General features: G+C 49.2%; 23 protein-coding genes and 1 pseudogene. 23 read left to right on the plus strand and 1 reads right to left on the minus strand.

The window, feature by feature from the left end; all coding sequences use genetic code 11:
• Positions 1-30: 30 nt before the first annotated feature.
• The 18 genes and pseudogenes from DXA87_RS15345 to DXA87_RS15430 all read left to right on the plus strand — a co-directional run.
• A pseudogene (locus DXA87_RS15345) lies at positions 31-861 on the plus strand (VirD4-like conjugal transfer protein, CD1115 family); the annotation flags it as partial.
• A 245-nt stretch (positions 862-1106) separates the two neighbouring features.
• Positions 1107-1322 carry a Maff2 family mobile element protein gene (locus DXA87_RS15350; RefSeq protein ID WP_005361081.1) on the plus strand — a complete coding sequence of 72 codons (216 nt, stop codon included), beginning with the start codon at positions 1107-1109 and terminating at the stop codon, positions 1320-1322.
• A 10-nt stretch (positions 1323-1332) separates the two neighbouring features.
• Complete coding sequence (locus tag DXA87_RS15355; RefSeq protein ID WP_117442478.1) at positions 1333-2196, plus strand: VirB6/TrbL-like conjugal transfer protein, CD1112 family; 864 nt, start codon at positions 1333-1335, stop codon at positions 2194-2196.
• Positions 2197-2234: 38 nt separating this feature from the next.
• Positions 2235-2687, plus strand: coding sequence for a SpoVG family protein (locus DXA87_RS15360; protein ID WP_117442477.1), 453 nt, complete (start codon positions 2235-2237; stop codon positions 2685-2687).
• Positions 2687-3244: an MT-A70 family methyltransferase gene (locus DXA87_RS15365; protein ID WP_117505234.1), complete on the plus strand. Its 558-nt coding sequence runs from the start codon at positions 2687-2689 to the stop codon at positions 3242-3244. Before DXA87_RS15360 ends, DXA87_RS15365 begins: the two co-directional genes overlap by 1 nt.
• Positions 3241-3987, plus strand: coding sequence for a hypothetical protein (locus DXA87_RS15370; protein WP_240576861.1), 747 nt, complete (start codon positions 3241-3243; stop codon positions 3985-3987). The genes DXA87_RS15365 and DXA87_RS15370 overlap by 4 nt, the downstream gene beginning before the upstream one ends.
• Positions 3988-4023: 36 nt before the next feature.
• The gene (locus DXA87_RS15375) at positions 4024-4458 is read left to right on the plus strand and encodes a PrgI family protein (RefSeq protein ID WP_117505240.1); all 435 of its coding nucleotides are present in this window, start codon (positions 4024-4026) and stop codon (positions 4456-4458) included.
• A complete protein-coding gene (locus DXA87_RS15380; protein ID WP_199537943.1) occupies positions 4358-6832 on the plus strand; it encodes a VirB4-like conjugal transfer ATPase, CD1110 family in 2475 nt (824 codons plus the stop codon). The genes DXA87_RS15375 and DXA87_RS15380 overlap by 101 nt, the downstream gene beginning before the upstream one ends.
• Before the next feature lie 33 nt (positions 6833-6865).
• Positions 6866-9544 (plus strand): CD1108 family mobile element protein, encoded by a 2679-nt coding sequence (locus DXA87_RS15385; protein WP_117505242.1) that lies wholly within the window; start codon positions 6866-6868, stop codon positions 9542-9544.
• An 18-nt stretch (positions 9545-9562) separates the two neighbouring features.
• On the plus strand, positions 9563-9808 hold the full coding sequence (locus DXA87_RS15390) for a DUF4315 family protein (RefSeq protein WP_117505244.1): 246 nt from the start codon (positions 9563-9565) through the stop codon (positions 9806-9808).
• The gene (locus DXA87_RS15395; protein ID WP_117468867.1) at positions 9798-10910 is read left to right on the plus strand and encodes a DUF4366 domain-containing protein; all 1113 of its coding nucleotides are present in this window, start codon (positions 9798-9800) and stop codon (positions 10908-10910) included. Before DXA87_RS15390 ends, DXA87_RS15395 begins: the two co-directional genes overlap by 11 nt.
• A 39-nt stretch (positions 10911-10949) precedes the next feature.
• Positions 10950-15860 carry a class B sortase gene (gene srtB / locus DXA87_RS15400; protein ID WP_117468866.1) on the plus strand — a complete coding sequence of 1637 codons (4911 nt, stop codon included), beginning with the start codon at positions 10950-10952 and terminating at the stop codon, positions 15858-15860.
• 62 nt (positions 15861-15922) lie between these two features.
• Positions 15923-16405: a hypothetical protein gene (locus DXA87_RS15405; protein WP_015542949.1), complete on the plus strand. Its 483-nt coding sequence runs from the start codon at positions 15923-15925 to the stop codon at positions 16403-16405.
• A 181-nt stretch (positions 16406-16586) separates the two neighbouring features.
• Positions 16587-17204, plus strand: a complete 618-nt coding sequence (locus DXA87_RS15410) for a DUF6088 family protein (protein ID WP_055158509.1) — start codon at positions 16587-16589, stop codon at positions 17202-17204.
• On the plus strand, positions 17201-18199 hold the full coding sequence (locus DXA87_RS15415; RefSeq protein ID WP_055158508.1) for a nucleotidyl transferase AbiEii/AbiGii toxin family protein: 999 nt from the start codon (positions 17201-17203) through the stop codon (positions 18197-18199). The genes DXA87_RS15410 and DXA87_RS15415 overlap by 4 nt, the downstream gene beginning before the upstream one ends.
• A 59-nt stretch (positions 18200-18258) precedes the next feature.
• Positions 18259-18600 carry a hypothetical protein gene (locus tag DXA87_RS15420; protein WP_227274983.1) on the plus strand — a complete coding sequence of 114 codons (342 nt, stop codon included), beginning with the start codon at positions 18259-18261 and terminating at the stop codon, positions 18598-18600.
• Positions 18596-19363, plus strand: coding sequence for an FAD-dependent thymidylate synthase (locus tag DXA87_RS15425; RefSeq protein ID WP_222847488.1), 768 nt, complete (start codon positions 18596-18598; stop codon positions 19361-19363). The genes DXA87_RS15420 and DXA87_RS15425 overlap by 5 nt, the downstream gene beginning before the upstream one ends.
• Entirely contained in the window at positions 19360-19773 is a 414-nt protein-coding gene (locus tag DXA87_RS15430; protein ID WP_055158506.1) for a deoxyuridine 5'-triphosphate nucleotidohydrolase, read from the plus strand. Before DXA87_RS15425 ends, DXA87_RS15430 begins: the two co-directional genes overlap by 4 nt.
• Positions 19774-19892: 119 nt before the next feature.
• Here DXA87_RS15430 and DXA87_RS15435 read toward each other — a convergent pair whose 3' ends face one another.
• Entirely contained in the window at positions 19893-20207 is a 315-nt protein-coding gene (locus DXA87_RS15435) for a helix-turn-helix transcriptional regulator (RefSeq protein WP_005361112.1), read from the minus strand.
• Between the two features lie 149 nt (positions 20208-20356).
• Here DXA87_RS15435 and DXA87_RS15440 point away from each other — a divergent pair, with 149 nt between their 5' ends.
• The 5 genes from DXA87_RS15440 to DXA87_RS15460 all read left to right on the plus strand — a co-directional run bounded on the left by DXA87_RS15440 (position 20357) and on the right by DXA87_RS15460 (position 23923).
• A complete protein-coding gene (locus DXA87_RS15440; RefSeq protein WP_055158503.1) occupies positions 20357-20866 on the plus strand; it encodes an SLOG family protein in 510 nt (169 codons plus the stop codon).
• Positions 20867-20931: 65 nt separating this feature from the next.
• On the plus strand, positions 20932-21057 hold the full coding sequence (locus DXA87_RS15445; RefSeq protein WP_081017347.1) for a DUF3789 domain-containing protein: 126 nt from the start codon (positions 20932-20934) through the stop codon (positions 21055-21057).
• 3 nt (positions 21058-21060) lie between these two features.
• Positions 21061-23169, plus strand: a complete 2109-nt coding sequence (locus DXA87_RS15450) for a DNA topoisomerase 3 (RefSeq protein ID WP_117505246.1) — start codon at positions 21061-21063, stop codon at positions 23167-23169.
• Entirely contained in the window at positions 23166-23549 is a 384-nt protein-coding gene (locus tag DXA87_RS15455; RefSeq protein WP_117505248.1) for a hypothetical protein, read from the plus strand. Before DXA87_RS15450 ends, DXA87_RS15455 begins: the two co-directional genes overlap by 4 nt.
• A 5-nt stretch (positions 23550-23554) precedes the next feature.
• Positions 23555-23923: a cysteine-rich VLP protein gene (locus tag DXA87_RS15460; protein ID WP_117505250.1), complete on the plus strand. Its 369-nt coding sequence runs from the start codon at positions 23555-23557 to the stop codon at positions 23921-23923.
• The last annotated feature ends 111 nt before the right edge of the window (positions 23924-24034 follow it).

Consider the following 24034-nt stretch of genomic DNA (forward strand, 5'->3'; position numbering starts at 1 on the left):
ATTTGATGAAAAAGTCCTTGACAATTTGTCTCTGGAAAAACAGCGAAGTCGATCCTTATTTCCTGTGCTTCCAGACTGGCTCCTTTTGACATTAAAGAAGTCAGGGAAATTACCATGTATGACGAGCTGGATCTGGATATGCTGGGGGATGAACGGACCGCTCTTTTCCTTATTATGAGTGATACGGACGGAACCTTTGCATTTTTGATCAGTCTGATCTATTCCATTTTGTTTAACCGCTTATGCGAGCGGGCGGATGATGTATATGGGGGCAGGCTTCCCATCCATGTGCGCTGCCTGATCGACGAGGCGGCAAATATCGGGCAGATCCCGAACCTGGAGCGTCTTATGGCGACCATCCGAAGCCGTGAGATCTCTGCCTGCTTGGTGCTGCAGGCGCAAAGCCAGCTCAAAGCCCTGTATAAAGACAACATGGACACCATCATCGGTAACTGTGACGCCTCTCTTTTCTTAGGAGGCAAAGAAGAAACTACCTTAAAAAGCTGGAACTCCCTATTAGGGAAAGAGACTATTGATCTGTATAACACCAGTGTCACAAAGGGAAATCAGGAATCCCACGGACAAAATTTTCAAAAGCTGGGAAAGGACCTGATGTCGGTGGATGAACTGGCAGTTATGGACGGGGGCAAATGTCTGCTGCAGATCAGGGGTGTGCGGCCGTTCCTCTCCCGGAAATACGATATAACCAAACACCCAAATTACAAACTGCTTTCCGATTTTAATGAGAAGAACGCTTTTAATATCGAAAAGTTTCTTTCTACCCGGATGCCGATGCGTCCCGGTGAACGATACCGTAATTATGAAGTCACAGCCGAAGATCTGGCTTCCCAGACTTTATAGAGTTGTTCCTGCCTGTCAAAGCATGACGCCCTGGCAGGCTTTGTTTTTGTCACGATGAAAGGAGGATATTTTGAGGATTCGTGATTCTCCCTGAAAAGTAAATAACCGCAGGATTTTTCCTGCCCCATGCCGCCGTGCTGTTTGAAACAGATTTTTTTCTAAAAACAGTGCGGCGGCTTTTTTTGTTTCCGGCCTGATACGGCCATATCACAAATTAAAATTTCTGAAATTAAAGGAGGAACTATATGGCATTTTTTGCAAGCGCGATTGATACTTTGAAGATCCTTGTGATCGCCCTGGGCGCAGGTCTGGGCGCATGGGGTGTTGTAAACCTTCTCGAAGGTTACGGAAATGATAACCCAGGTGCAAAATCCCAGGGGATCAAGCAGCTTATGGCAGGCGGAGGTATCGCTCTGGTTGGTGCAACGCTGATCCCGCTGCTTTCCGGCCTGTTCGGTTAAGGGCTGACTTATGGGCAGTCTGTTTGAATGGATAACAGACTGGATTAAAGAGGGCCTGATCGATGCGATCACCGGACAGTACACCAGTATTTTCAACTCCGTCAACAATCAGGTTGCGGATGTGGCAAATCAGGTAGGACAGACCCCGCAGGGCTGGAATGGCGGCGTGTTTTCCATGATTCAGAATCTTTCAGAAACCGTCGTCATTCCCATTGCGGGCATGATCCTGACCTTTGTTCTGGTGTATGAACTGATCCAGATGATTCTCGAAAAGAACAACATGCACGAATTCGATACATTCAACATCTTCAAGTGGATTTTCAAGACTTTTGTTGCCACTTACCTGCTCACCAACTGTTTTACGATTGTGATGGCGGTCTTTGATGTGGCCCAAAATGTGGTGTCGCAAAGTGCCGGTGTCATAAACGGGAACCTGGATGTGCAGGCGGCGTTGTCTGATCTGAAAACCCAGCTTGAAGCAATGGGAATGTGGGAACTGATTGGACTGTGGCTGGAAACCAACATCATCAATCTGTGTATGTGGGTACTGTCCATCGTGATCTTTGTCATTGTATATGGCCGTATGATCGAGATTTATTTAACCGTGAGCCTTGCACCGATCCCGTTTTCCACAATGGCAAACCGGGAATGGGGACAAATGGGAACCGGGTATCTGCGTTCCCTTTTTGCCCTGGGCTTTCAGGGGTTTTTGATCCTGATCTGTGTTGCCATTTATGCAGTGCTGGTCCAGTCTATCCCATCGTCCGGCGACGTGCACGGCGCGATCTGGGGAACGGCGGGTTATACGGTACTGCTGGCTTTTGCCCTGTTTAAGACAGGTTCGTTATCCAAATCCATATTTAATGCAAGATAGCATGAACAAAACCAATTCTAAAAAGGAGGATTTTATATATGAGTAAAACCAATACAGAAAAAATGGCGCCGGAGACACAGACGCCGGAAATGGCAAACGGCATGAAGCTGGATGTCCGCGTGCGTCCGATCGCCCCAATGGGAAACCTGCTGGCGTTTGCCAATGTTACGATTGGCGGATGCTTTAAGATTGACGGCTTCCGTATCTGTTCCAGTGAAAAGGGGCTGTATGTCAATATGCCCGCAACCCAGGATAAGGGAGGCAACTGGAAAGATGTCTGCTGGCCGGTTACGGCAGAGTTCCGCAAGCAGCTCAACGATGCCTTAATCGATGGGTACGGGCAGGCTATTGAAAATTTGCAGGCAACTCTTGAAGCGACAAAGGGAGCAGCGGAAAAGCCTTCCCTGACCGGTGCATTGAAAGAAAATGCCGGTAAGGTCAAAGAACAGCCGGCCAAACCGGCCACATCTAAGAATGAGCAGGCTCGCTAATGCCGGAAACGAAACAGTACGGCATTATCTATGCCGATCCGCCCTGGCATTATGACAGGAAACATGGAGGCGGCGTTGCGGAAAACCATTACCCCACAATGAGCATTGAAGAAATCTGTGCCCTGCCGGTATCGGAACTTGCCGCAAAAGACAGTGCCCTTTTTCTGTGGGCGACCTTCCCGCAGCTCAATGAAGCCTTCCGGGTGATCGATGCCTGGGGATTCAAATATAAAACGCTGGCTTTTCTATGGCTCAAACAGAACCGGAAAGCGGATAGCTGGTTTTATGGCATGGGCTTTTGGACCCGCTCAAACGCGGAGGTCTGCCTGCTGGCAACCAGAGGCCGTCCGAAACGCCAATGTGCGGGAATCCATCAGTTTGTGATCTCCCATATTGAGCAGCACAGCAAGAAACCGGACGAGGTGCGGGATAAGATCGTAAAACTCATGGGCGATCAGCCCAGAGTGGAACTGTTTGCAAGACAAAAGACACCCGGCTGGGATGTATGGGGCAATGAAGTGAACTGTACGCTGACTATGCCGGAGCGAAAGGGGTGATTTTGATAGAACAAGATGCAAAGCGGCTGCTTATGGAACGGCTGGACGAGTGTTTGAAGGTTCATGCGGATATGCTGGATGCACAGAACATCGGCAGTATTTACGAGTTACAGGGACTTTCGGAACTCCACTATTATCTGAAGGTTGAGCATGTATTTACTCCGGCGGAAGTAGAGGCGCTTCTTTCTTTTCAGGACCCGTTGGATGTAGCCCGATGGTGTTGGGAAGAAAATAACCATGAACACAGTTTCCCGATCTGCGATCTTCTCAAAGAAATTGATGCAGCGCAAAAATTTGAACATTTCACAAGCGAACCTTCCGCACAGGACAAATATACGCTCCTGATGAAACGGCTGGGACAGAATTACTTTGCTTACAGGGAAAGCCTTATGTCAAGAGATAAGGAATCCTTAATTGAAAAAGCTGCTGAAATTACAGCCATGCAGGAGGCGTATTCCTATCTGACAACAAAGTTTGAGTTCAGGGATGAAATGCTGGATGATGTGCTGGCGCTTGAGAATCCTTTGAAATACTTTGCAGACCGTTGGCTTATGCCGGTTTCAGATGTGTTCGACGTGGATATGGATATTCGGGAAAATATTGCCGGAATCCGAGACAGCCAGGAATACCTGTGTCAGAGAGAGCCGGCTGTTTCTGTCCTGGCACGGCTGCAAAATGCGGCTCAGGAAGTGCGGGAATGTCCGGCTGTGGAGAAACCGGTACGCGATTTCGGTGCACGGTAATGGGCCGGAAATTATATTACGATGGGAGGTGTATAGATGCCTTATGTACCTGTACCAAAGGATTTAACCAAAGTTAAGACTAAGCTGGCCTTCAATCTGACGAAGCGCCAGCTTATTTGTTTCAGCCTTGCCGGACTTGTCGGCCTTCCGGTGTATTTCTTTACCCGCGGGGCGATCGGCAATTCGGCGGCTGTACTTTTGATGATCGGGCTGATGATGCCCTTTTTCTTCTTCGCCATGTATGAGCGTGACGGGCAGCCGGCAGAAAAGATCTTGAAGAACCGGCTCCGTTATAAGCTCTGGCCGAAGGACCGTCCATACAGGACGGATAACCTGTATAAATCTATGTCAAAGAAGGAGGTTACAAAGATTGCCAAAAAACAAGCAGCAGGAAGCTCAGGAAAAGCGTCTGCAAAAAAACATCAGGCAGGCCAAAAAGACCGGAGCCGATGCAAAGCAGGGCAAAACTAAGTCTGCCCGTTCCAAGCCGTCTAAAAAAGGCGGCTTTTTTGCCGGGCTGAAAGCAGATGCCCCGCAGACGGTCCAGCAGAGCATTCCCTACCGTGAAATGTACCGGGATGGGATCTGCCGGCTGACCGATACCCTTTACACCAAAACGGTGCAGTTTTTTGATATTAACTATCAGCTTGCACAGGCAGATGATAAAGCACAGATCTTCGAGGGTTACTGCGATTTCTTAAATTACTTCGACGCCTCGATCCATGTGCAGCTTACCTTTATCAACCAGCGGGCCAATATGCAGGATTTTACCAGAAGCATTGACATCCCTCCCCGCGGCGACGAGTATGACGGAATCCGCAGGGAATACGGGGATATGTTAAAGAACCAGTTGCAGAAAGGAAATAACGGTCTCACCAAACGCAAATACATTACCTTTGGGATCGAGGCAGATGACCTGCGTACTGCGAAAATGCGTCTGGAACGCATTGAAACGGATGTGCTGGCAAATTTCAAGACTCTGGGAGTTCAGGCGAGATCCTTAAACGGACTGGAACGTCTGGAACTTCTTCACAGCCAGCTTCACCCGGACGGCCAGGAAAAGTTTCATTTCCAGTGGTCGGATCTGCCTAAGACCGGTCTTTCTACCAAAGACTTCGTTTCCCCATCCGGGCTGTCTTTTTCAAAGGATGGAAAGACATTTCGGGTAGGCGACCATTCCGGTGCTGTCTCCTTTTTGCAGATTTTGGCACCGGAGCTTACTGACCGGCTTTTAGCGGATCTTCTTGACTTAAACGACGCCGTGACCGTCAACCTGCATATCCAGTCTATCGACCAGGCGCAGGCGATCCGAAACATCAAGCGCAAAATGTCGGACCTGCAGAAAATGACCATTGAGGAACAAAAGAAAGCGGTCCGATCCGGGTATGACATGGACATCATTCCCACCGACCTTGCCACCTATGGAGAGGAAGCCAAAAATCTTTTGCAGGATTTGCAGAGCCGCAATGAGCGCATGTTCCTTGTGACGGTACTGGTGGAAAATATCGCTGCCAAACGCCAAAAGCTGTTCAATGATATTTTTGCCGCTTCGGGTGTGGCACAGAAATACAACTGTGCCTTAAAACGGCTGGATTACCAGCAGGAACAGGGGCTTATGTCCTCGCTTGCTCTTGGTACGAACCAGATTGAAATTGAGCGCGGGCTTACGACCAGCAGCACAGCGATTTTTGTACCGTTTACGACCTGTGAACTGTTCCAGGAGGGCGAGGCATTGTATTACGGCCTGAACGCCCTTTCCAATAACTTGATCATGGCGAACAGAAAAACGCTGAAAAACCCCAATGGGCTGTTTCTCGGTACCCCAGGAAGCGGCAAATCTTTCTCTGCCAAGCGTGAGATCGTCAATGTGTTCCTTCTGACGGAGGACGACATCATTATCGCCGACCCGGAAAATGAGTATGGGCCGCTGGTACAGCAGTTCGGTTCCCAGGGGCAGGTCATTGATATTTCCCCTACTTCCACGAACTACATCAACCCGATGGACATCAATCTGGACTATTCCGATGATGAAAACCCGATCACTTTGAAAAGTGATTTTATCCTGTCGCTGTGTGACCTTATCATCGGCGGCAAAGAAGGACTTTCCCCCATTGAAAGGACGATCATCGACCGTTGTACCAGACTGGTGTACCGGGAATACCTGCAGGACCCGTGCCCGGAAAATATGCCGATCTTAGGTGATCTTTACGAGCTGCTTTTGAAACAGTCTGAACCGGAGGCACAGAATATCGCAACGGCGCTGGAAATCTATGTCAATGGTTCCCTTAACGTGTTCAACCACCGTTCCAATATCCAGATGGATAAACACCGGGTACTGTGTTTCCAGCTTAAGTCACTGGGAAAAGCCTTAAAGGAAATCGGGCTTTTGATCATGCAGGATGCGGTGTGGAACCGTGTCACGGCCAATCGCTCCAAACATAAAACAACCTGGTTCTATATCGACGAATTCCATCTTCTTTTGAAAGGGCAGACAGGAAGTTTCAGCGTGGAGATCTGGAAACGCTTCCGTAAATGGGGCGGAATCCCATCAGGTTTAACGCAGAATGTCAAGGACCTTCTGGCTTCCCGTGAGATCGAAAATATTTTTGAGAACTCGGACTTTATCTATATGCTCAACCAGGCCCAGGGAGACCGTCAGATTTTGGCAAAGCAGTTGGGAATCTCCCCGCACCAGCTTTCGTATGTGACCCATTCCGGTCCCGGCGAGGGGCTTTTGTTCTTTGGAAATGTGATCATCCCCTTTGTGGACCACTTCCCGAAGGACACACTCTTGTACAGCGTGCTTACCACAAGACCGGATGAAGTAGCGGGGACCAAAGCGTGAGACAAAAATTAAAATGGATCGGAGGTGAGAACAATGGCACACGACAGGGAATTTCAAAGGAAGCGCAAAGATACCCGGATGCCGGTGCGTGATTCCCACGGGGAGGATCAACCGGCAGCCAGGCAGACCGAACAGGATTTTGACCTGCGCAGGGCACGGGACACCCCTTCTTCTGTCAACGGCAAGACACACAGGCAGGACATCCCTGTACAGACGGAATTTTCCCATCTGTCACCGGAAACACCGGCGTCCTTGCTGGAACAGGGCGAAGCGTATGCAACCGCTTTGGATGGTTTTTCGGAACACTTTGAGACACCGGATGCTACCAGGACAGCGCCCCCGATACAGGACAACGTGCGAAGCAATTTCCGGCAGGAGGCTTCCAGGCGTTCTTTTGTAACAGAGGATGTGACAGACCATGATACCGGAAAATATGCTCCTTCTTCCGAATGCTCAGCCCCACCGAACGGCACAGACAGATCCGGTCAGGAACACCGTTACCGGACACACCAGCATGGGAACAAATATCAGCAGCGTTTTCAGGAAGCGGCACAGGCGGAGGAACAGGCAGCGCAGAAGGAAAAGGGTATGGATAGCGAACCGCCGAAAACATCCAAGCTGGAATTTACTGCGGATGAACTACCGCCGGAGACAAAGGATAAAAAGCTCACCCATGCAAAACGGAAGGCGGAACGGACTGCACAAAAAGCAGAGCAGGCGCAAAATCGTCTACCTGCCCGGAAGAAACTGCGCATGGAGACGGTTTCCGACCCGGAGACCGGAAAAGCCAAAAAACACTTAAAATTTGAAAAGGAGGTCAAATCCCAAAAGGTCCATGTAAAAGGACCTGTACCCCTGCGTCCGGTCAAGGCGGGCGCCAATACTGCCATTGGTTACGCTCATAAAAAGATTTATGAGGCAGAGGATGAAAATGTGGGCATCAAGGCAGCCCACCGCTCTGAACTTGTGGGCGAGGCAGGGCTTCGCACGGCATATCACCGGCATAAAACTGCCCCCTACCGAAAGGCAGCGAAATTACAGCAAAAATCAGCAAAAGCAAACGCAAGACTTGCTTACCGGCAGGCTCTTAGCGACCACCCGGAGCTGAAGAAACATGCGATTGCCCGGATATGGCAGAAACAAAAACTGAAAAGGCAGTATGCCAAGGCTGCCCGTGAAGCCGGGAAACAGGCAAAAAATGCCGCAGTCGCAACAGAGAGGGTCAGCGTCGGTATTGTCCATGCGGTCAAACGGCACCCTGTAATCTGCCTTGTCCTCCTGCTTCTCCTTTTGGTAATTTTCCTGATCACATCCCTGTTTTCCACGTTCTCCAATATCGGGACCGGCGGTTTGGGAAGTCTGGCTGCTTCTACCTATCTTGCAGATGATCAGGACATCAACCAGGCGGAGCTTACCTATACCGAATGGGAAACGGATCTGCAAATGGAAATAGACCGGGTGAAATCAGACCGCCCCGGCTATGACGAATACCGGTATAACCTGGGCGCAATCGAGCATGACCCGTATGTGCTGATGGGGTATCTGACTTCTGCTTATCAGGGATTTACTTACGATGAAGTGGAAAGCGTGCTGCGGCAGCTTTTCCAGGAACAATATACCCTGTCCTTTTCAGAAGAAACCGAGATCCGTTACCGCACCGAAACTTCCGTTGATCCGGAAACCGGGGAAGAAACCCAGGAGGAAGTGCCTTATGAATGGCGCATCTTAAATGTCAAGCTCACAGTCACACCTCTAGAAAACCTGGTCGTTTCCCGGATGAACGCAGACCAGAAAGAGATCTGCGAGATCCTGCTGCAGACAAAAGGAAACCGCCAGTATGTCAAAAATGTCTTTGGCACCAACTGGCTCCCTTATGTGACCAGTTATTACGGCTACCGGGTACATCCCATCAGTGGGGAAAAGAACTATCACACCGGTGTGGACATCGGGATGCCGGAGGGCACAGAGATCCTTGCCGGGCATGACGGAACGGTCACCCTTGCGGGAAATGCCGGCGGTTATGGCTTGTGTGTCGCTATTGAAGGCGAGGCATACGAAGGACATACCCTGACGACCAAATACGGGCACTGTTCCCAGATCCTTGTTTCTGCCGGGCAGGAGGTCAAAGCCGGGGATGTGATCGCAAAGGTCGGGAATACCGGAAATTCTACCGGGGCCCACCTGCACTTAGAAGTCCTGGTTGACGGTCAGTATTTGAATCCCCTGTATTTTGCCGATACCGGCGATACCAGCGAACGGCACCTGCCGGAAGTTGGTTCAGGCGGCACAGGAAACTACTTCGATTATGACATTCCACCGGAAGCCCTTGCGGATGAACAGTTTGCCGCAATGATGGCCGAGGCGGAAAAATATCTTGGCTATCCGTATGTATGGGGAGGCGCAAGCCCTTCCACTTCCTTTGACTGTTCCGGCTATGTGTCCTGGGTGATCAACAACTGCGGCGTTGGCTGGAATTTCGGAAGGCTGACCGCGGATGGTCTTTTAGGTGTATGTACGCCGGTATCAAGTGCGGATGCAAAACCGGGCGACCTGATCTTCTTCCAGGGGACCTACAACACCAGCGGCGCAAGCCATGTAGGGATCTATGTGGGAAATGGAATGATGATCCACTGTGGAGACCCGATTTCTTATGCAAACATCAATACAAGCTACTGGCAGCAGCATTTTTATACATTTGGGCGTCTGCCTTAACAGATTGGAGGTAATAAATTGAATCCTAAAATTGAAAAACTGGAAAAGGAAATTGAAAAGACCAAAACAAGGATTGCGGAAATGCAGGCAAAGCTCCATAAGCTGGAGGAACAGAAAACAGAGCTGGAAAATACCGATTATGTAGCGGTGGCGCGCAGTTTCAAACTGACGCCCCAGCAGCTTGCGGATTTTTTGAAATCACAGCAGGCAGCCCCTTCGGAAACTGTTTTACCGCAGGAGAAGGAGGATGTGCATGAGGCTTAAAAAACTTTCCCTGCTGCTGGCGCTTACGCTTCTTGTAAGTGTCAGCGCATTACCTGTAACGGCTCATGCCGGCGGTTCCAAAGACACCACACCGCCAACGCTGACTGCATCCATGGAGGGCGATGCCCTGAAAATAGAAAGCAGTGACGATCTATCCGGCGTGGAGGCGGTCTTTGTTGATGAAAACCGTATCAACTCCCTCACCGACGGGAAAGCGTCGGTCGCACTGAAAGATTATGCCGGAACAGAAAAACAGGTAAGCATATACGCAAAAGATTATGCCGGCAACCGTTCTGATGTGGTAAAGCTGGATAATCCGTATTACAAAGAACCGGCTCCTGAAAAGAAACCTGCTACGACAGCACCCCAGAGTCCGTCCGGTACACAGACAAAACCGCCTAAGGAAGAAAAACCTTCCGGCTCAAACGCTGCAACCCCTTCCGGCGGCGGAAATTCTTCCGGTTCAGATAACAGTACCGGACAGCAGGAAAATACTTCTGCGATCCCGGAAGGTGCATTTACCCCGGAAGGCACCGGAACGGTACAGGACAACATCAGCGGTACGGATGGGGAAAAACAGTTTTACACCATCACTACGGACGCGGGCAATGTCTTTTATCTGGTGATCGACGGGAAACGGGAAGATAACAATGTCTACTTCTTAAACGGCGTCACAGAGTCCGACCTGATGGCACTTGCAGAAAAGAACAATGGCAGCATGAGCATGATCCCCCAGGAAGAAAGCTGTAACTGCACAGAAAAATGTGAGGCAGGAAAGGTTAATACCGGCTGTCCGGTCTGCAAAAATGACTTAAATGGCTGCAAAGGAAAAGAAAAGCCGGCGGAAACTGAAAAACCGGCAGAACCGGAAAAGCCGAAGAAAGAAACCGGCAGCGTCGGCACGATCCTGTTTATCCTTGCTGCCTTACTTGCGGTCGGCGGGATCGGTTACTATGTAAAAATCGTGCGTCCGAAACAGCAGGCCGAAGACGATGCGGAATTTGAGGATGACGGTTATGGCGAAGGCTTTGACCCGGATGAGGCATACGGGGAACCGGAATATCTTTCCGAGGATGATTTTGACGACAAGGACAGCAAATAAGGCTGTCCTTTTAGATTTTATGAAAGTGAGGATTTTTTCATGGAACATATCATAACCAGACGCCGCGGCTTTCGCAAGCTGTTGGCGTTTTTGCTTTGTATGGCAAGCATTTTGGGGCTTCTTCCGGCTCAGGCTTTTGCCATGTCTGTCGGACAGACGGCAAGCTCCTGGCTGGGCGACCAGTATGTGGGCTCTGATGGGAACCACTACCGTGCCCCGGCGCCTTACACCTATCTTGCCTACCATGCAGACGGAACCATCGATGTACACACCAGTTCCGGGGGCAATGCTTACCGGCACTATATGCTGACGGATTCTGACGGGATCAGCCACCAGGTTTACTGTGTGGAGAGCGGGATTCCTTACCATACTTCGGAAAATACCTATGTTTCGGAAAGCGGGACCAACAGCCAATACCTGAACCTGCTTCCTGCCGAGGCAAGGAGGGGGATCACCCTGACTGCGATCTATGGCTGGAAACCCGGTGCGGCGCTCCCTGTTTCCGGAATCAACGAGGATGACTATAAGATGGCAACCCAGATCATCCTTTGGGAATACCAGCAGCAACTTAGAAGCGATCCGTACAGCCGCCACGGAAACGGCCACGCAGACGCCGACCAGTATTTCAGCGTGATCGCCGGACGACCGGCAGAAAAAGCCTATGACTGGATTCTTGCACAGGTCGCTTCCCATTCCACAGTACCTTCCTTTACTTCTTCTAAGAAAAGCGAAGCACCGGAACTGGAACTGAAATGGGATGTAGAAAAAAAGGTCTATACCCTGACGGTCACAGATACCAATAACTTGAAGATCGATCTGGAGGCTTTGAAAGGCAGCGGCGTTTCTGTGACAAGAAACGGAAATGAATACACCTTTACCAGCAGGCAGATGATGATGGACCCGGTGCTGTTTGAATTCCGAAAGAATATCCCGGTGGCAAACGACATGCTGATCTGGGGCAGACCCGGCTACCAGACCATGATGACCGGCGCCAGCGATCCGGTTTCCTTCTTTGTAAAATTCAAAACGGAAACTTACGGTACCGCAAAACTTGTCAAGACCAGTGAGGACGGCATTGTTTCCGGTATCACCTTCCATATCTCCGGTACGGACATTTTGGGAAATGAAGTCAATGAGGAAGTTACGACCGGAGAAAACGGCCAGATTGAAAAGAAGCTCCTGCCGGGAACCTATCTGGTAAAAGAACTTCCGGTGGACCGCTATGTGACCCCTTCCGCACAGTACGTGACCATTGAAAGCGGGCAGACTTCTTCGGTACATTTCAGCAATATTCTGAAGAAATTTCGCGTCCATGTGGTAAAGAGTGATGCTGACACCGGAAATGCTCAGGGGGATGCCACGCTTGCAGGGGCGGCCTATGGGATCTTCCGTGATGGCGAACTGATCGACACTTATACTACCGGACCGGATGGCAGCTTTATGACCCGCTATTATGTATGCGGGGATGGCTGGACGATCCGGGAAATCGAACCGAGCACCGGGTATCTTCTGAATGAAACCATTTATGAAGTGGGTGCATCCCCTTCCCTGTATGAAGTGGAACTCAATACCACAGAAAATCAGGTGACGGAAACGGTTATTTACGGAAATATCCAGCTTGTCAAGCACACCGATGACCTGGACCCGGATGTGCCTGAGGGCGAAAATACCGACGATCCCAATGCTGGTATCATCGAACGCCCGGAAGCAGGCGCAGTCTTTGAAGTTTACTTAAAGGCAGCCGGGAGCTATGACGCGGCAAAGGAAAGTGAACGTGACCTTCTTACCACGGATGCGGATGGTTTTGCTTCCAGTAAACCGCTTCCTTATGGACATTATACGGTCCATCAGATCGCAGGCGAGGAAGGCAAAGCCTTTGTCCCGGACTTTACGGTATTCATTTCCTCTGACGGAAAGACTTACAGCTATATCCTGAACAACCGCACCATCACAGCCCGTCTGAAAGTTGAAAAATGTGACGCAGAGACCGGAAAGATTATCCCTGTGACCGGAACCGGTTTTCAGATCAAGGATCTTTCCACCGGGGAATTTATCACCCAGACCGTCTACTATCCGAACCCGGAAACACTGGATACCTTCTATGTTTCTGACGAGGGCTGGCTGATGCTGCCGGAGCCTTTGGCCGCCGGGGATTATGAACTTTATGAGGTGGCTGCCCCTTATGGCTATGTGCTTTCCGATCAGCCGGTACCGTTTACCATTGACGGCAGCGAGGCGGTTGTGACGGTCACTCAGTACAATATGCCGCAGAAAGGCCAGCTTACCATCACAAAGACCGGAGAAGTATTTGCTTCTGTCCAGGAAAACGACGGACTGTACCAACCGGTATATGAGGTTGCCGGACTTCCTGGAGCGGTCTATGATGTGATCGCAGATGAAGATATTTATACCGGTGACGGTACCTTGCGGGCAGAAAAAGATACGGTTGTGGAAACACTTACGACCGGCGAGGACGGCACAGCGAAAAGCGGGTCTCTCTATCTTGGCCGTTATCGTCTGGAGGAACGTCAGGCGCCTTCCGGCTGTGTGTTGAATCCTCAACCGGAATATGTGGAACTGACCTATGCGGGTGAGACCGTAGAGGTTACACAGACAGCGGCCGGTCTTTATGACGAACGCCAGAAAGTGGATGTCACACTTTTCAAGGCAATGGAGACCGATGACCTGTTCGGTCTTGGCATGAACGAGGAATATAAGGATATTTCCTTTGGACTTTATGCTTCCGCAGACCTGACGGCGGCAGATGGCAGCGTAATCCCGGCAGGTGGACTTCTGGAAGTGGTCTCTGTTTCGTCTGAGGAATCCGGCGGTTACAGCGCTTCCTTCGCTTCCGACCTGCCTTTTGGCAGCTATTATGTCAAGGAACGCACAACCAACGGCGCCTATATCCTTTCGAATCAGGAATATCCGGTTGTCTTTGAGTATGCTGGTCAGGAAACCGCCTTGGTACAGATCCTTGTCAATGAAGGCGAGGCTGTTTCCAATGAACTTCTCCGTGGGCGTGTAGACGGTGTAAAAGTCGGGGAAAACCCGGAAGGCGGCGAGGATGTCACGCTTGCCGGTGCGCTCATGGGTCTGTTTAGACCTGATACCGAAGAATTTACTGAAGAAAATGCGCTGCTTACTGCTATTACCGGAAAAGACGGCAGTTTTTCCTTTGAGAACATTCCTTACGGACACTGGATCGTCAAGGAGATCTCTGCCCCTGACCTTTATACGGTAAGCCCGCAGCAGCACCATGTATATATCGGTGCAGACGGACAGCATATCGAGATCCGTGTGGAAAACACCCTGATCCGCGGCAGTGTGCAGGTAACTAAAACCGAAGCTGTGGAGGAACCGTCCCCTGTGGAAAAGGAGGATAAGAAAGACAAGAATTCTTTCCTGCGCTTCCTGCCCGGTGCAGTGTTCGACCTGTATGCGGATTCCAACGCCAACCAGGAATATGATCCTGACGATCAAAAGATCGGTACGCTGAAAGAAACCGATGCAGGCTATCATACGGCGGAAAACCTTCTGGCTGGCGGCTACTTTATCAAAGAAAGCAAAGCGCCGGAGGGCTATCAGCCTGACTCAAACGCTTACTATTTTTCCATCACAGAAGATGGACAGGTCGCAGTTGTGGAAAATGGAGAAGCCGGGCACGGATTTACCAATGAGGCTTACCGCGGCAACTTAAAGATCACAAAGGATTCCAGCGACGGGCGCAAAGATGGTTTTGCCATCGAGGTTAAGAGTGCGGACGGCTCCTACTGCGAGACATTCACCACTCCAAAATCCGGCGTGATTGAAGTTAAGGGCCTTCGTGTCGGTATTTATACCGTAACAGAAGTTGCAAACCGGGCAAGCAAGGATTACATCATTCCTGATGCCGCTACGGTGGAGATCAAGGCAGATCAGACATCTACGGTCCAGTTCTTTAATGAAAAATCGGAAAAGCCGGATAACCCAAAGAACCCGGAAAAGCCTTCTGTTCCCTCCAATCCTTCCACCCCTCAAAAGCCGGTACCGCAGACCGGGGATGATCCGTATATTTTCCTGTATGGCGGACTGCTGGCAGCCGCACTGATCGGCGGCAGCGTATTTGCTGTGTATTATTTCAAAAAGGGAAAATACAGCAGGACTTCCCTGAAAAGAACGGCTGTCGGGGTTTCTGTCCTTTCACTCTGCGTTCTGGTGGCTCTTGGCAGCGGTTTTTTGGTGTTCCGTGACTTGAACCAGTATGCTGAGAGTAAAGATGCCTATCGAGATCTTGCCGGATATGTGGAAGTGCCGGAGCAGACAGCTTCCCCGGAGTCGGCACCCGATCCGACAGAACCAAAACGGGACGATACCGATATTGTCCTGCCTTCGGTAGACTTTGAAACGCTCCGTGAAAATGGACCGGACATCATCGGATGGCTTTCTCTTCCTGATACGGTGCTCAATTATCCGGTGACGCAGACCGACAACAACGAGTATTACCTGAACCATCTTTATGACGGGACCTATAACAAGGTTGGCTGCCTGTTTGCCGACTATGAAAACCGGGCAGATTTTTCAGACCGCAATACGATCATTTACGGTCATAATATGCGGGATGGTTCCATGTTTGCCTTGCTGAACCGGTACGATGAACAAAGTTACTTTGATACTCACAGGCAGATGTATCTCGTTACTCCGAAGGGGGGTTATGTCATGGAGATCTTTACGGCATTTGCAGCAAAACCGGAAGAATCCGGCAGTAAAACTTCTCCCTGGCAGCTTTCCTGGAAGGATGACGGTGCTTATACTACCTGGCTTACAGCTATGAAGGAACGTTCTGCGGTGGAAAGTGATGTGACTGTGACCTGCAGCGATAAGGTACTGACCCTTTCTACCTGTACGCCGGGCGGCACAGGACGCTTTCTTGTCATGGGAAAACTCGTGAAAGTAGATAACGAAATATAGATTTTAGACGGTGCGGGGGCAAAAGCTCCCGCACCTGCTGTTTACAAGGAGGATTTTATTTTATGGTAAATACCATGATTTCCATTCCCGGCTATGTCCATCTTTACCGCTCGCTTTTGCGGTTTTACGACATGCCGGAAAATGAAGTCCGGGAAATGCTCTATCTTCTGAATACGGCAAACCTGGACTGCTATGAGTATTATCACCCGGACCGCAGTGTGATCCAGAGCGGACCGGTCGCTTTTTGCGGATGGCTGGAAACGAAAGACTGCCGCCCTTACCGCACAGAGGTACAGCTTTACAAATCGCTGCTGTTTTTGAAGCGCAGCATTGACCGTGACCTGATCGTATCAGCTCAAAGGGAGGCTCTGCAAACCCTGCGCTGTATTATCTCCAATCTGGAATACCGCTTTTATAAAGCCTATGGCATGGAGATCGAGGACAAACGCACGGTCTATGGGGAATGTACCTACCGTCTGGTTCCCAGGGAGGATGAACCCAGCGTGTGCCTGATGCACGACTGGATCTACCTGCCAACTGCCTGATGTCACGAATAATATATAAAATATGTGACATATATGAAAACTGTACTGCCTTGCAAAATTTTTGATTTTTGATGTATAAATCAGATTTTTAATGGGAACACTCAAAATAAGAGGAATAGGACCTATTGCAATCATGTCACGAATAATATATAATATTCGTGACATGAAGGGAGGCGGTATTGTGGACAACGGATATACAAAACGAATACGAGAGCGTGTTCTTTCTCTTGAAGATGGAACTGTTTTTGTGATGTCTGATTTTGCGGATATTGCAGATACATCCACTATTCGTCAAAGTTTAAGCCGTTTAGTGCAATCAGGAACATTGCGCCGTATTTTGAAAGGAGTTTATGAAAAACCAAAATATAGCAAACTTCTGGATGAATATGTGGCGGCAGACCCGGAAGCGGTGGCGAACGCATTGGCACGAAGTTATCACTGGACGATTGCCCCATGTGGGAATACAGCATTGAACCTGTTAGGTCTTTCAACACAGGTAACAGCAGTATGGTCCTATATCAGCGATGGTCCATATAAGACCTACGAGTGGAACTCTACAAAGCTGGAATTTAAGCACCGGACCAATAAGGAGATTACCGGATTGTCCTATATGACAAGTTTGGTTATACAGGCATTAAAAACGCTTGGCAGATCGAATGTTACGCCAGAAGTCATACAGATGCTTTCCGAAAAACTGACAGACAAGGATAAACAGGCTTGTTTGAAGGAAGCAACCGAGTCTACGGATTGGGTTTACGATACGATACGGCAGATTTGTGGAGGTGAAAAGGTACAATGAGAAATATAGCAAGACTTTCAGATAACGACCGCAGGGAGCTGTTCAGAAATACAGCAGATAAAATGGGGCTGAATGATGCCATCGTGGAAAAAGACTTTTGGGTATGTTTTACGCTGGATTATTTATTTCACCGCTCACCATGGAAAGAGTCCATCACCTTTAAGGGTGGTACCAGCCTTTCAAAAGCCTTTCACCTGATCAGCCGGTTTTCAGAAGATATTGATTTGATTCTGGACTGGCGTGTATTGGGATATGGCAAAGATGAACCATGGGAGAAACGTTCCAATACAAAACAGGATGCTTTTAACAAAGAAGCCAATGTGCGTGCAGAGGTATTTCTGTCCGAAACATTCTGCCCGGCAGTCAAAGCCGGCTTATCCCAGGAAATCGGTTGTGAAGCAAATGTCTACATAGATGAAAAGGATAAACAGACGGTCATTTTCGCCTATCCGCACCTTTTTACGAATACGGCGACTTTACAGGTGATCCGTTTAGAGATTGGTGCGCTGGCAGCGTGGACTCCTGCAAAAACAGCGCTGATCGAACCATACGCGGCAAAATATTATCCGAAGATTTTTGAGCAAAAAGAAACCGCAATCCTTACCGTTGCCCCGGAACGGACCTTCTGGGAAAAAGCCACAATCCTGCACCATGAAGCGAACAGACCGGAACATTTGGAAATGCCGCAGCGGTATTCCAGACATTATTATGATCTCTACCGCATGGCTGCAACACCGGTCAAAGAAGCTGCTTTTTCCAGGCTGGATCTCCTGAAGAAAGTTGTAGATTTCAAAATGAAATTCTATCCCAGAGCATGGGCGAAGTACCCGGAGGCTGTGCCGGGCACATTAAAATTACTCCCGCCGGAATATCGGTTCGCAGCATTGGAAACGGACTATAACTCTATGCAGGATATGTTGTATGGGGATATTCCGACATTTGAGACAGTCATAGCAGCGGTCCAGGAACTGGAAAAAGAGATCAATACACTATAAACAATTACATATCCATTTATTTGCCGGCTATTCTAAGATGCTTTAGAATAGCCGGTTTCTTGTTTTCAAAGGAGGGATGCTATATTACGCAAAATGAAGTCAATGCCGTTTTTGACGAACAGGTGCGGCTCTGTGCTGATACCTTGAAACGGAAAACCAAAGAATACACCGGGGATGATCCGGACCGGCTGGGTGCATTTAAGGCAGCGGCAGCTTTACAGCACACAACGCCCCAGCGTGCCCTTGCCGGTATGCTGGCAAAGCATATTGTTTCTCTATACGATATGTGCTTTGCCGAGGAAACAGTTTATCCGATGGACACATGGGACGAAAAGATCACAGACAGTCTTAACTATCTGTTCTTACTGAAAGCGATTGTAAAGGAGGGACATACCAATTAAACAGATTGAAGTAAAAATTTTGAACTGCCAGGCGGTAGCGGAAGCAGAAAAAAACATGGTCTTTGCGGCAAGACTTACCCAGCAGGGACATAAGATTGCCTCAATGGACGACCTGATGGAGCTCTACGAAAAATCATTCAGCGTTCAGACAGTAGCAGCTATGGGGGCGCTTCCCCATCCTACCATCCAGAAATTTGCGGTGATCACGGTAGCCATTGTCGGCGCCAGCAGGCGTTTTCTGGCGCAGATCACCCGCCACCAGAACGAAGTAAAATTTATGAGTGCATCGCTGCAGTACAGCAACTATACGGGACAGGCGGATTTCGCTGTCCCGTATTCTATTATGACGGCTCCGGCTGTGGTACAGGAGCTGTACTTAAAAAGTTGTAATGAAAGCATGAAATGTTATGAAGCCCTGTGCACTGCCGGAAGCGGGCACGATGCGGCCGGTTATGCCACGCCCCAGGGATTACGGAATGTACTGCTCATCAGCGCCACCCCTTATCAGTGGAAACATATCATCGGCCAGCGGGTATGCCGAAGAAATACAGATGAAACAAGGATCGTGCTGTTAAAGGTCTGGAAAGAACTTTATGACCTAAGCCCTGCCTTGTTTGCCCCGTCACTGACCGGGCCTTTCTGTCAGTTGGATCGATGTCTGGAAGGGAAAATGACCTGCGGGCGAAAACTGCAGGCAGATATGACGCCAGAGGATATTTTAGAAAAAGACTATCCCGCTCTTTGGGAAGGAGGCTGCCGATGAAAATAAAACTAATCGATTTTGGCGTGCCGGAGCACCAGCGTCCTTACCGTCCTCATGGCAATGATGCCGGAGCAGATGTTTATCTGCCCTATGACTGCACCTTACAGCCCGGAGAAATCGCCAAAATTCCTCTTGGCTTTGGACTGGAAATACCGGATGGGTATGCGGGATATATCTTTCCCCGTACCAGTATGGCGGTAAAAGGTCTGGTCTGTGAACTGCCGCCTGTGGATTCCGGCTACCGAGGAGAGATCCATGCGATCATCAGCAATGTAAGCAATCAGGCGCAGTCTCTTTTTAAGGGAGCCCGTATCGGGCAGCTTGTGATCACGCCGACTGTCATTGCGGATTTTGTAACAGATCTGGGAACAGAGCGAGGAACCGGCAGCTTTGGCAGTACCGGCGAATAGAAAAAGGCTGTTTGGGGAACAGTTTTTGAATACTTATCGGTATAGGGAGCGGACATTTCGAGAACATTATAAAATATAATAAAGAAAGTCACGAAAAAAGCGGCCATTACCGTGACCGCCTACTTTCTGCTATTGAGTTCTTTCATAATACCAAGGATATATTGCATGGATTGAGGATCAAGCTGTCTTGCCTCTGCAATGAATTCCTTCAAGGTTTCCGGGTAAGTATTTCCTTCGTCAAAGAATTCCTGCGGAGTCACACCCAGATATTCGCAGATGTAGAAAAAAGACTGCATAGCGGGAAGTGACTTTTTATTCTCAATATTATTGATGTAGTTGTTTGCCTGACCTAACGATAAAGACATATCGCGTGCGGAAACTCCTTTCTGTGTCCGCAGCTTCGCTAATCGTTCCGGGACAAAATCTTCATACATCGCCTTCACCTCCCATTCTGTAATAGATTGTACCTTACACCCCTTTATTATCCGCAAAGAGAAAAAGGGTATTATCGTTGACTTGCTAAATAAAATCTATTACTATGTGAAAAGTGAAGAAATTTACCTATCAGATGGAGGGATGACCGATGAAAGGAAAGACTTGCTGTGTTACCGGACACAGGGATTTGCCGCAGAATGAGATCAACAAAATAAAAGCCGCTTTGGAACATGAGATCGATGCTGCCGTTACAGATGGATTTACCTGTTTTATGAGTGGCTTTGCAGATGGCGTGGATCAGTATTTTGCAGAGCTGGTGTTGGAAAGAAAGCAGACTAATCCGGCGCTGGAGCTGATCGCAGTGATCCCTTACCGCAAACGTCTGGACAGCCTGAATAAGAAAACAAGAACCCGTGAACTGCTGGAGGCTTGTGCGGATGTTGTTGTCATACAGGAAAAATATCTCCCAAGCGTCTACTCCCACAGAAACCGCTATATGGTGGAGCACTCCGACCGAGTGATCGCTGTATATGACGGACGGGAAACCGGCGGTACGGCAAAGACGATCCGCTTCACCCATCGGATGAAAAAGGAACTGCGGGAAATCCCGGTTGGAGAGATCGTCCTGCCGGATCACTTGAAACCAAAAACAAAATAGATACCTGTTGATGCGCTCACTTTGAAGTGGGCGTTTTTCTTTACCCATTTTTAGGAGGAATGCTTATGTGGAACCTGATTTCACATTTCCTTACCTTTGCCGGAGGAATGGCTTCCGGCGTTATGTTGATGTGTCTTATGCAAACCGGAAAACTTGCGGATAAAGAATTTGAAACTATGAAGGAGGAATAAAAATTGAAACTTGTGATTGCAGAAAAGCCCTCTGTTGCTATGTCACTGGCAGCAGTATTAGGCGCAACGGAAAGAAAAGACGGTTATCTCGAAGGTTCCGGTTATCTGGTGAGCTGGTGCGTGGGACATCTTTTGGAACTGGCACAGCCGGAGGCTTACAAAGAACAGTACGCCAAATGGCGGTATGAGGACCTTCCGATCCTACCGGAAAACTGGAAATATGAAGTTCCAAAGGATAAGAAAAAGCAGCTTGCCCTTTTGTGCCGGCTGATGAAGGACAAACGGGTTGATTCTGTGGTATGCGCTACGGATGCCGGGCGTGAAGGAGAACTGATCTTCCGTCTGGTCTATGAATATGCCGGATGTAATAAGCCTATGGAACGCCTTTGGATTTCCAGTATGGAGGATGCGGCGATCCGTGAGGGTTTTGACCATCTCCGTCCCGGCAGTGATTACGATAAACTCTATGATGCGGCAGTATGCCGGGCAGGAGCCGACTGGCTGATCGGGATCAATGCCACCCGGCTTTTTTCTGTCCTGTATGGTGTCACACTAAATGTCGGCCGTGTTATGTCACCGACGCTGGCACTTTTGGTACAGCGTGAGTCGGATATTGAATCCTTCATCAGCAAGCCTTTTTATGTGCCGGAAATCACCTGCGGAGGTTTTACTGCTTCCGGCGAAAAAATGACGGAACGATCCGAGGCTGAAAAAATCCGTATGGACTGTGACCACAACTCCGCTTTTGTGCGTTCTGCGGAAAAGCAGGTAAAAACTATACAGCCTCCCCGCCTTTATGACCTTACAACTCTGCAAAGGGAATGTAACCGTATTTATGGCTATACGGCTCAACAGACCCTTGATTATGTGCAATCTCTCTATGAAAAGAAGCTGGCAACCTATCCGAGAACGGACAGCCAGTATTTGACGAAGGACATGCAGGCAACCGCCGCTTCCCTGATCCTATGGCTGCGTGACAATATGCCCTTTGGAAAAGGCTGCGCCGGAGAGCCGGACATTGACCGGGTAACAGACGACAGCAAAGTGACCGACCACCATGCCATCATCCCAACTGTGGAGATTGCACGGACAGACCTGTCGGAGCTTCCTTCCGGGGAGCGGGATGTGCTTACCCTGCTTGCCGTCAGACTGCTTTGTGCCACAACGCAGGCAAACCGGTTTGAAGCGGTCACCGCTATGTTAGACTGCCAGGGATATACTTTTACGGCAAAAGGAAAGACCATCTTACAGTCCGGCTGGAAAGAGGTGGAACGGATTCACCGTATGAGTATCAGGCAGAGTGAAACGGAACACAGAGAAAATGAAGATGCCGCTCTCCCTGTGCTGAAGGAAGGACAGACTTTTGAAACTGTGTCAGCAAGTCTCCGTGAAGGGAAAACTTCACCGCCGAAACATTATACGGAGGACACGCTGCTGTCCGCTATGGAGACGGCCGGTGCGGAAGATATGCCGGACGATGCCGAGCGTAAAGGATTGGGTACTCCGGCTACCCGTGCGGTAACACTGGAAAAGCTGGTTTCTGCCGGATTTGTACAGAGAAAGAAAAAGCAGCTCATTTCTACGGAAAAAGGAAGGAACCTGATCGCAGTCCTGCCGGACAATATCAAATCTCCCATTTTAACTGCAGAATGGGAATCTATGCTGAAACAAGTGGAACATGGCGAACTGTCGGCAACATCTTTTATGGATCAGATTGCAGATATGAGCCGGACGCTGGTAAAAGAACATACCGCCCCGGAGAAACGTTTTGCGGATCTGTTCCCTTCTTCCAGAGAAACTGCACATGAAGCCGTGGGGGTATGTCCTCGCTGCGGAGCCCCGGTATATGAAGGAAAGAAAGGTTTTTTCTGCGACAACAGGGAATGTTCTTTTGCTCTTTGGAAAGATAACCGTTTCTTTTCCAGCAAGAAAAAGTCCATCACAAAGTCTGTGGCAGCGGCTCTTTTGAAAGAGGGCCGTATTTCTATGTCCGGGCTTTACAGTGAAAAAACAGGAAAGACCTATGATGCGGAAGTGATCCTGGATGATACCGGCGGTAAATATGTGAATTTCAAGCTGGAATTTCCCGTAAAGAAAGGCAGGCGTAAATGAGTGATCGAAAAACCTTTGAATATGGCGGTTATCACTTCACGCCCATACGAAAATTTCACAAAAAAGAAGGCGACTTTTTCGTCATATCGAAACGACTGGCAAGTGACTTCAACTTAGGGTTGTGTACCTATCAGGATTGGCCAAAAGCACCTTATGATTACAAAGACTTTTATACCGTCGCAACCGACAAAGAATGTGACATTTTCCGGTGCGAAGAAAATGGTTTGTTGTATGTGCCGGGGAAAAACGAACTTTTTATTTACCATGAACCAAAACAGAAAAAGCGGAACTCTATTGCCGATGCCCTTTCACAGTCCAGGAATGTTACTGATATAACCGGAATTTCCAGCGGCCGGCAAAGAAGTGCCCCGGAAAGGTAGGCGTTATGGCAGAGAGAGAATTGAACCGCTCGGAGCGGGCTGCGATCCGAAAGCTGGTTACGGAGCTTTGCGCCAACTATGACTCTCAGGATAAGATCTGCCTTCCTTTGAACAGTCCTTGCTATATGCTGAATAAATGGTGGACCGGTGCTTATTGCAGGTACTTTGAAAAAGCGGTGCTGCCGGTGGATGCAGCACTGGAATCAGCCATTACCGGCGAGGACACCTCCATGAGACAGAAAATATGCCCTGTGTGTGGAAAAGTGTATCTTCCTATAACCAGCCAGGCATATTGTTCTGATGCCTGCCGGATCTATGCAAGACGGAAATCCGAGCGGGAACGCAAACGCCGGAAGCGGCAAAACCAACTATGATATGTACGCAACTTAGCCCCAAAAGTCCTTGATTTTCAAGGGCTTTTTGCACCTGTTTTCAAGGGAGCTGTATAAGATGTTAGAGTCCGATAGAAACAGCCATCCTAAGGC

Origin of the sequence: Desulfotomaculum sp. OF05-3, from assembly GCF_003435535.1 — a bacterium.
Lineage (GTDB): Bacteria > Bacillota > Clostridia > Lachnospirales > Lachnospiraceae > Pilosibacter > Pilosibacter fragilis.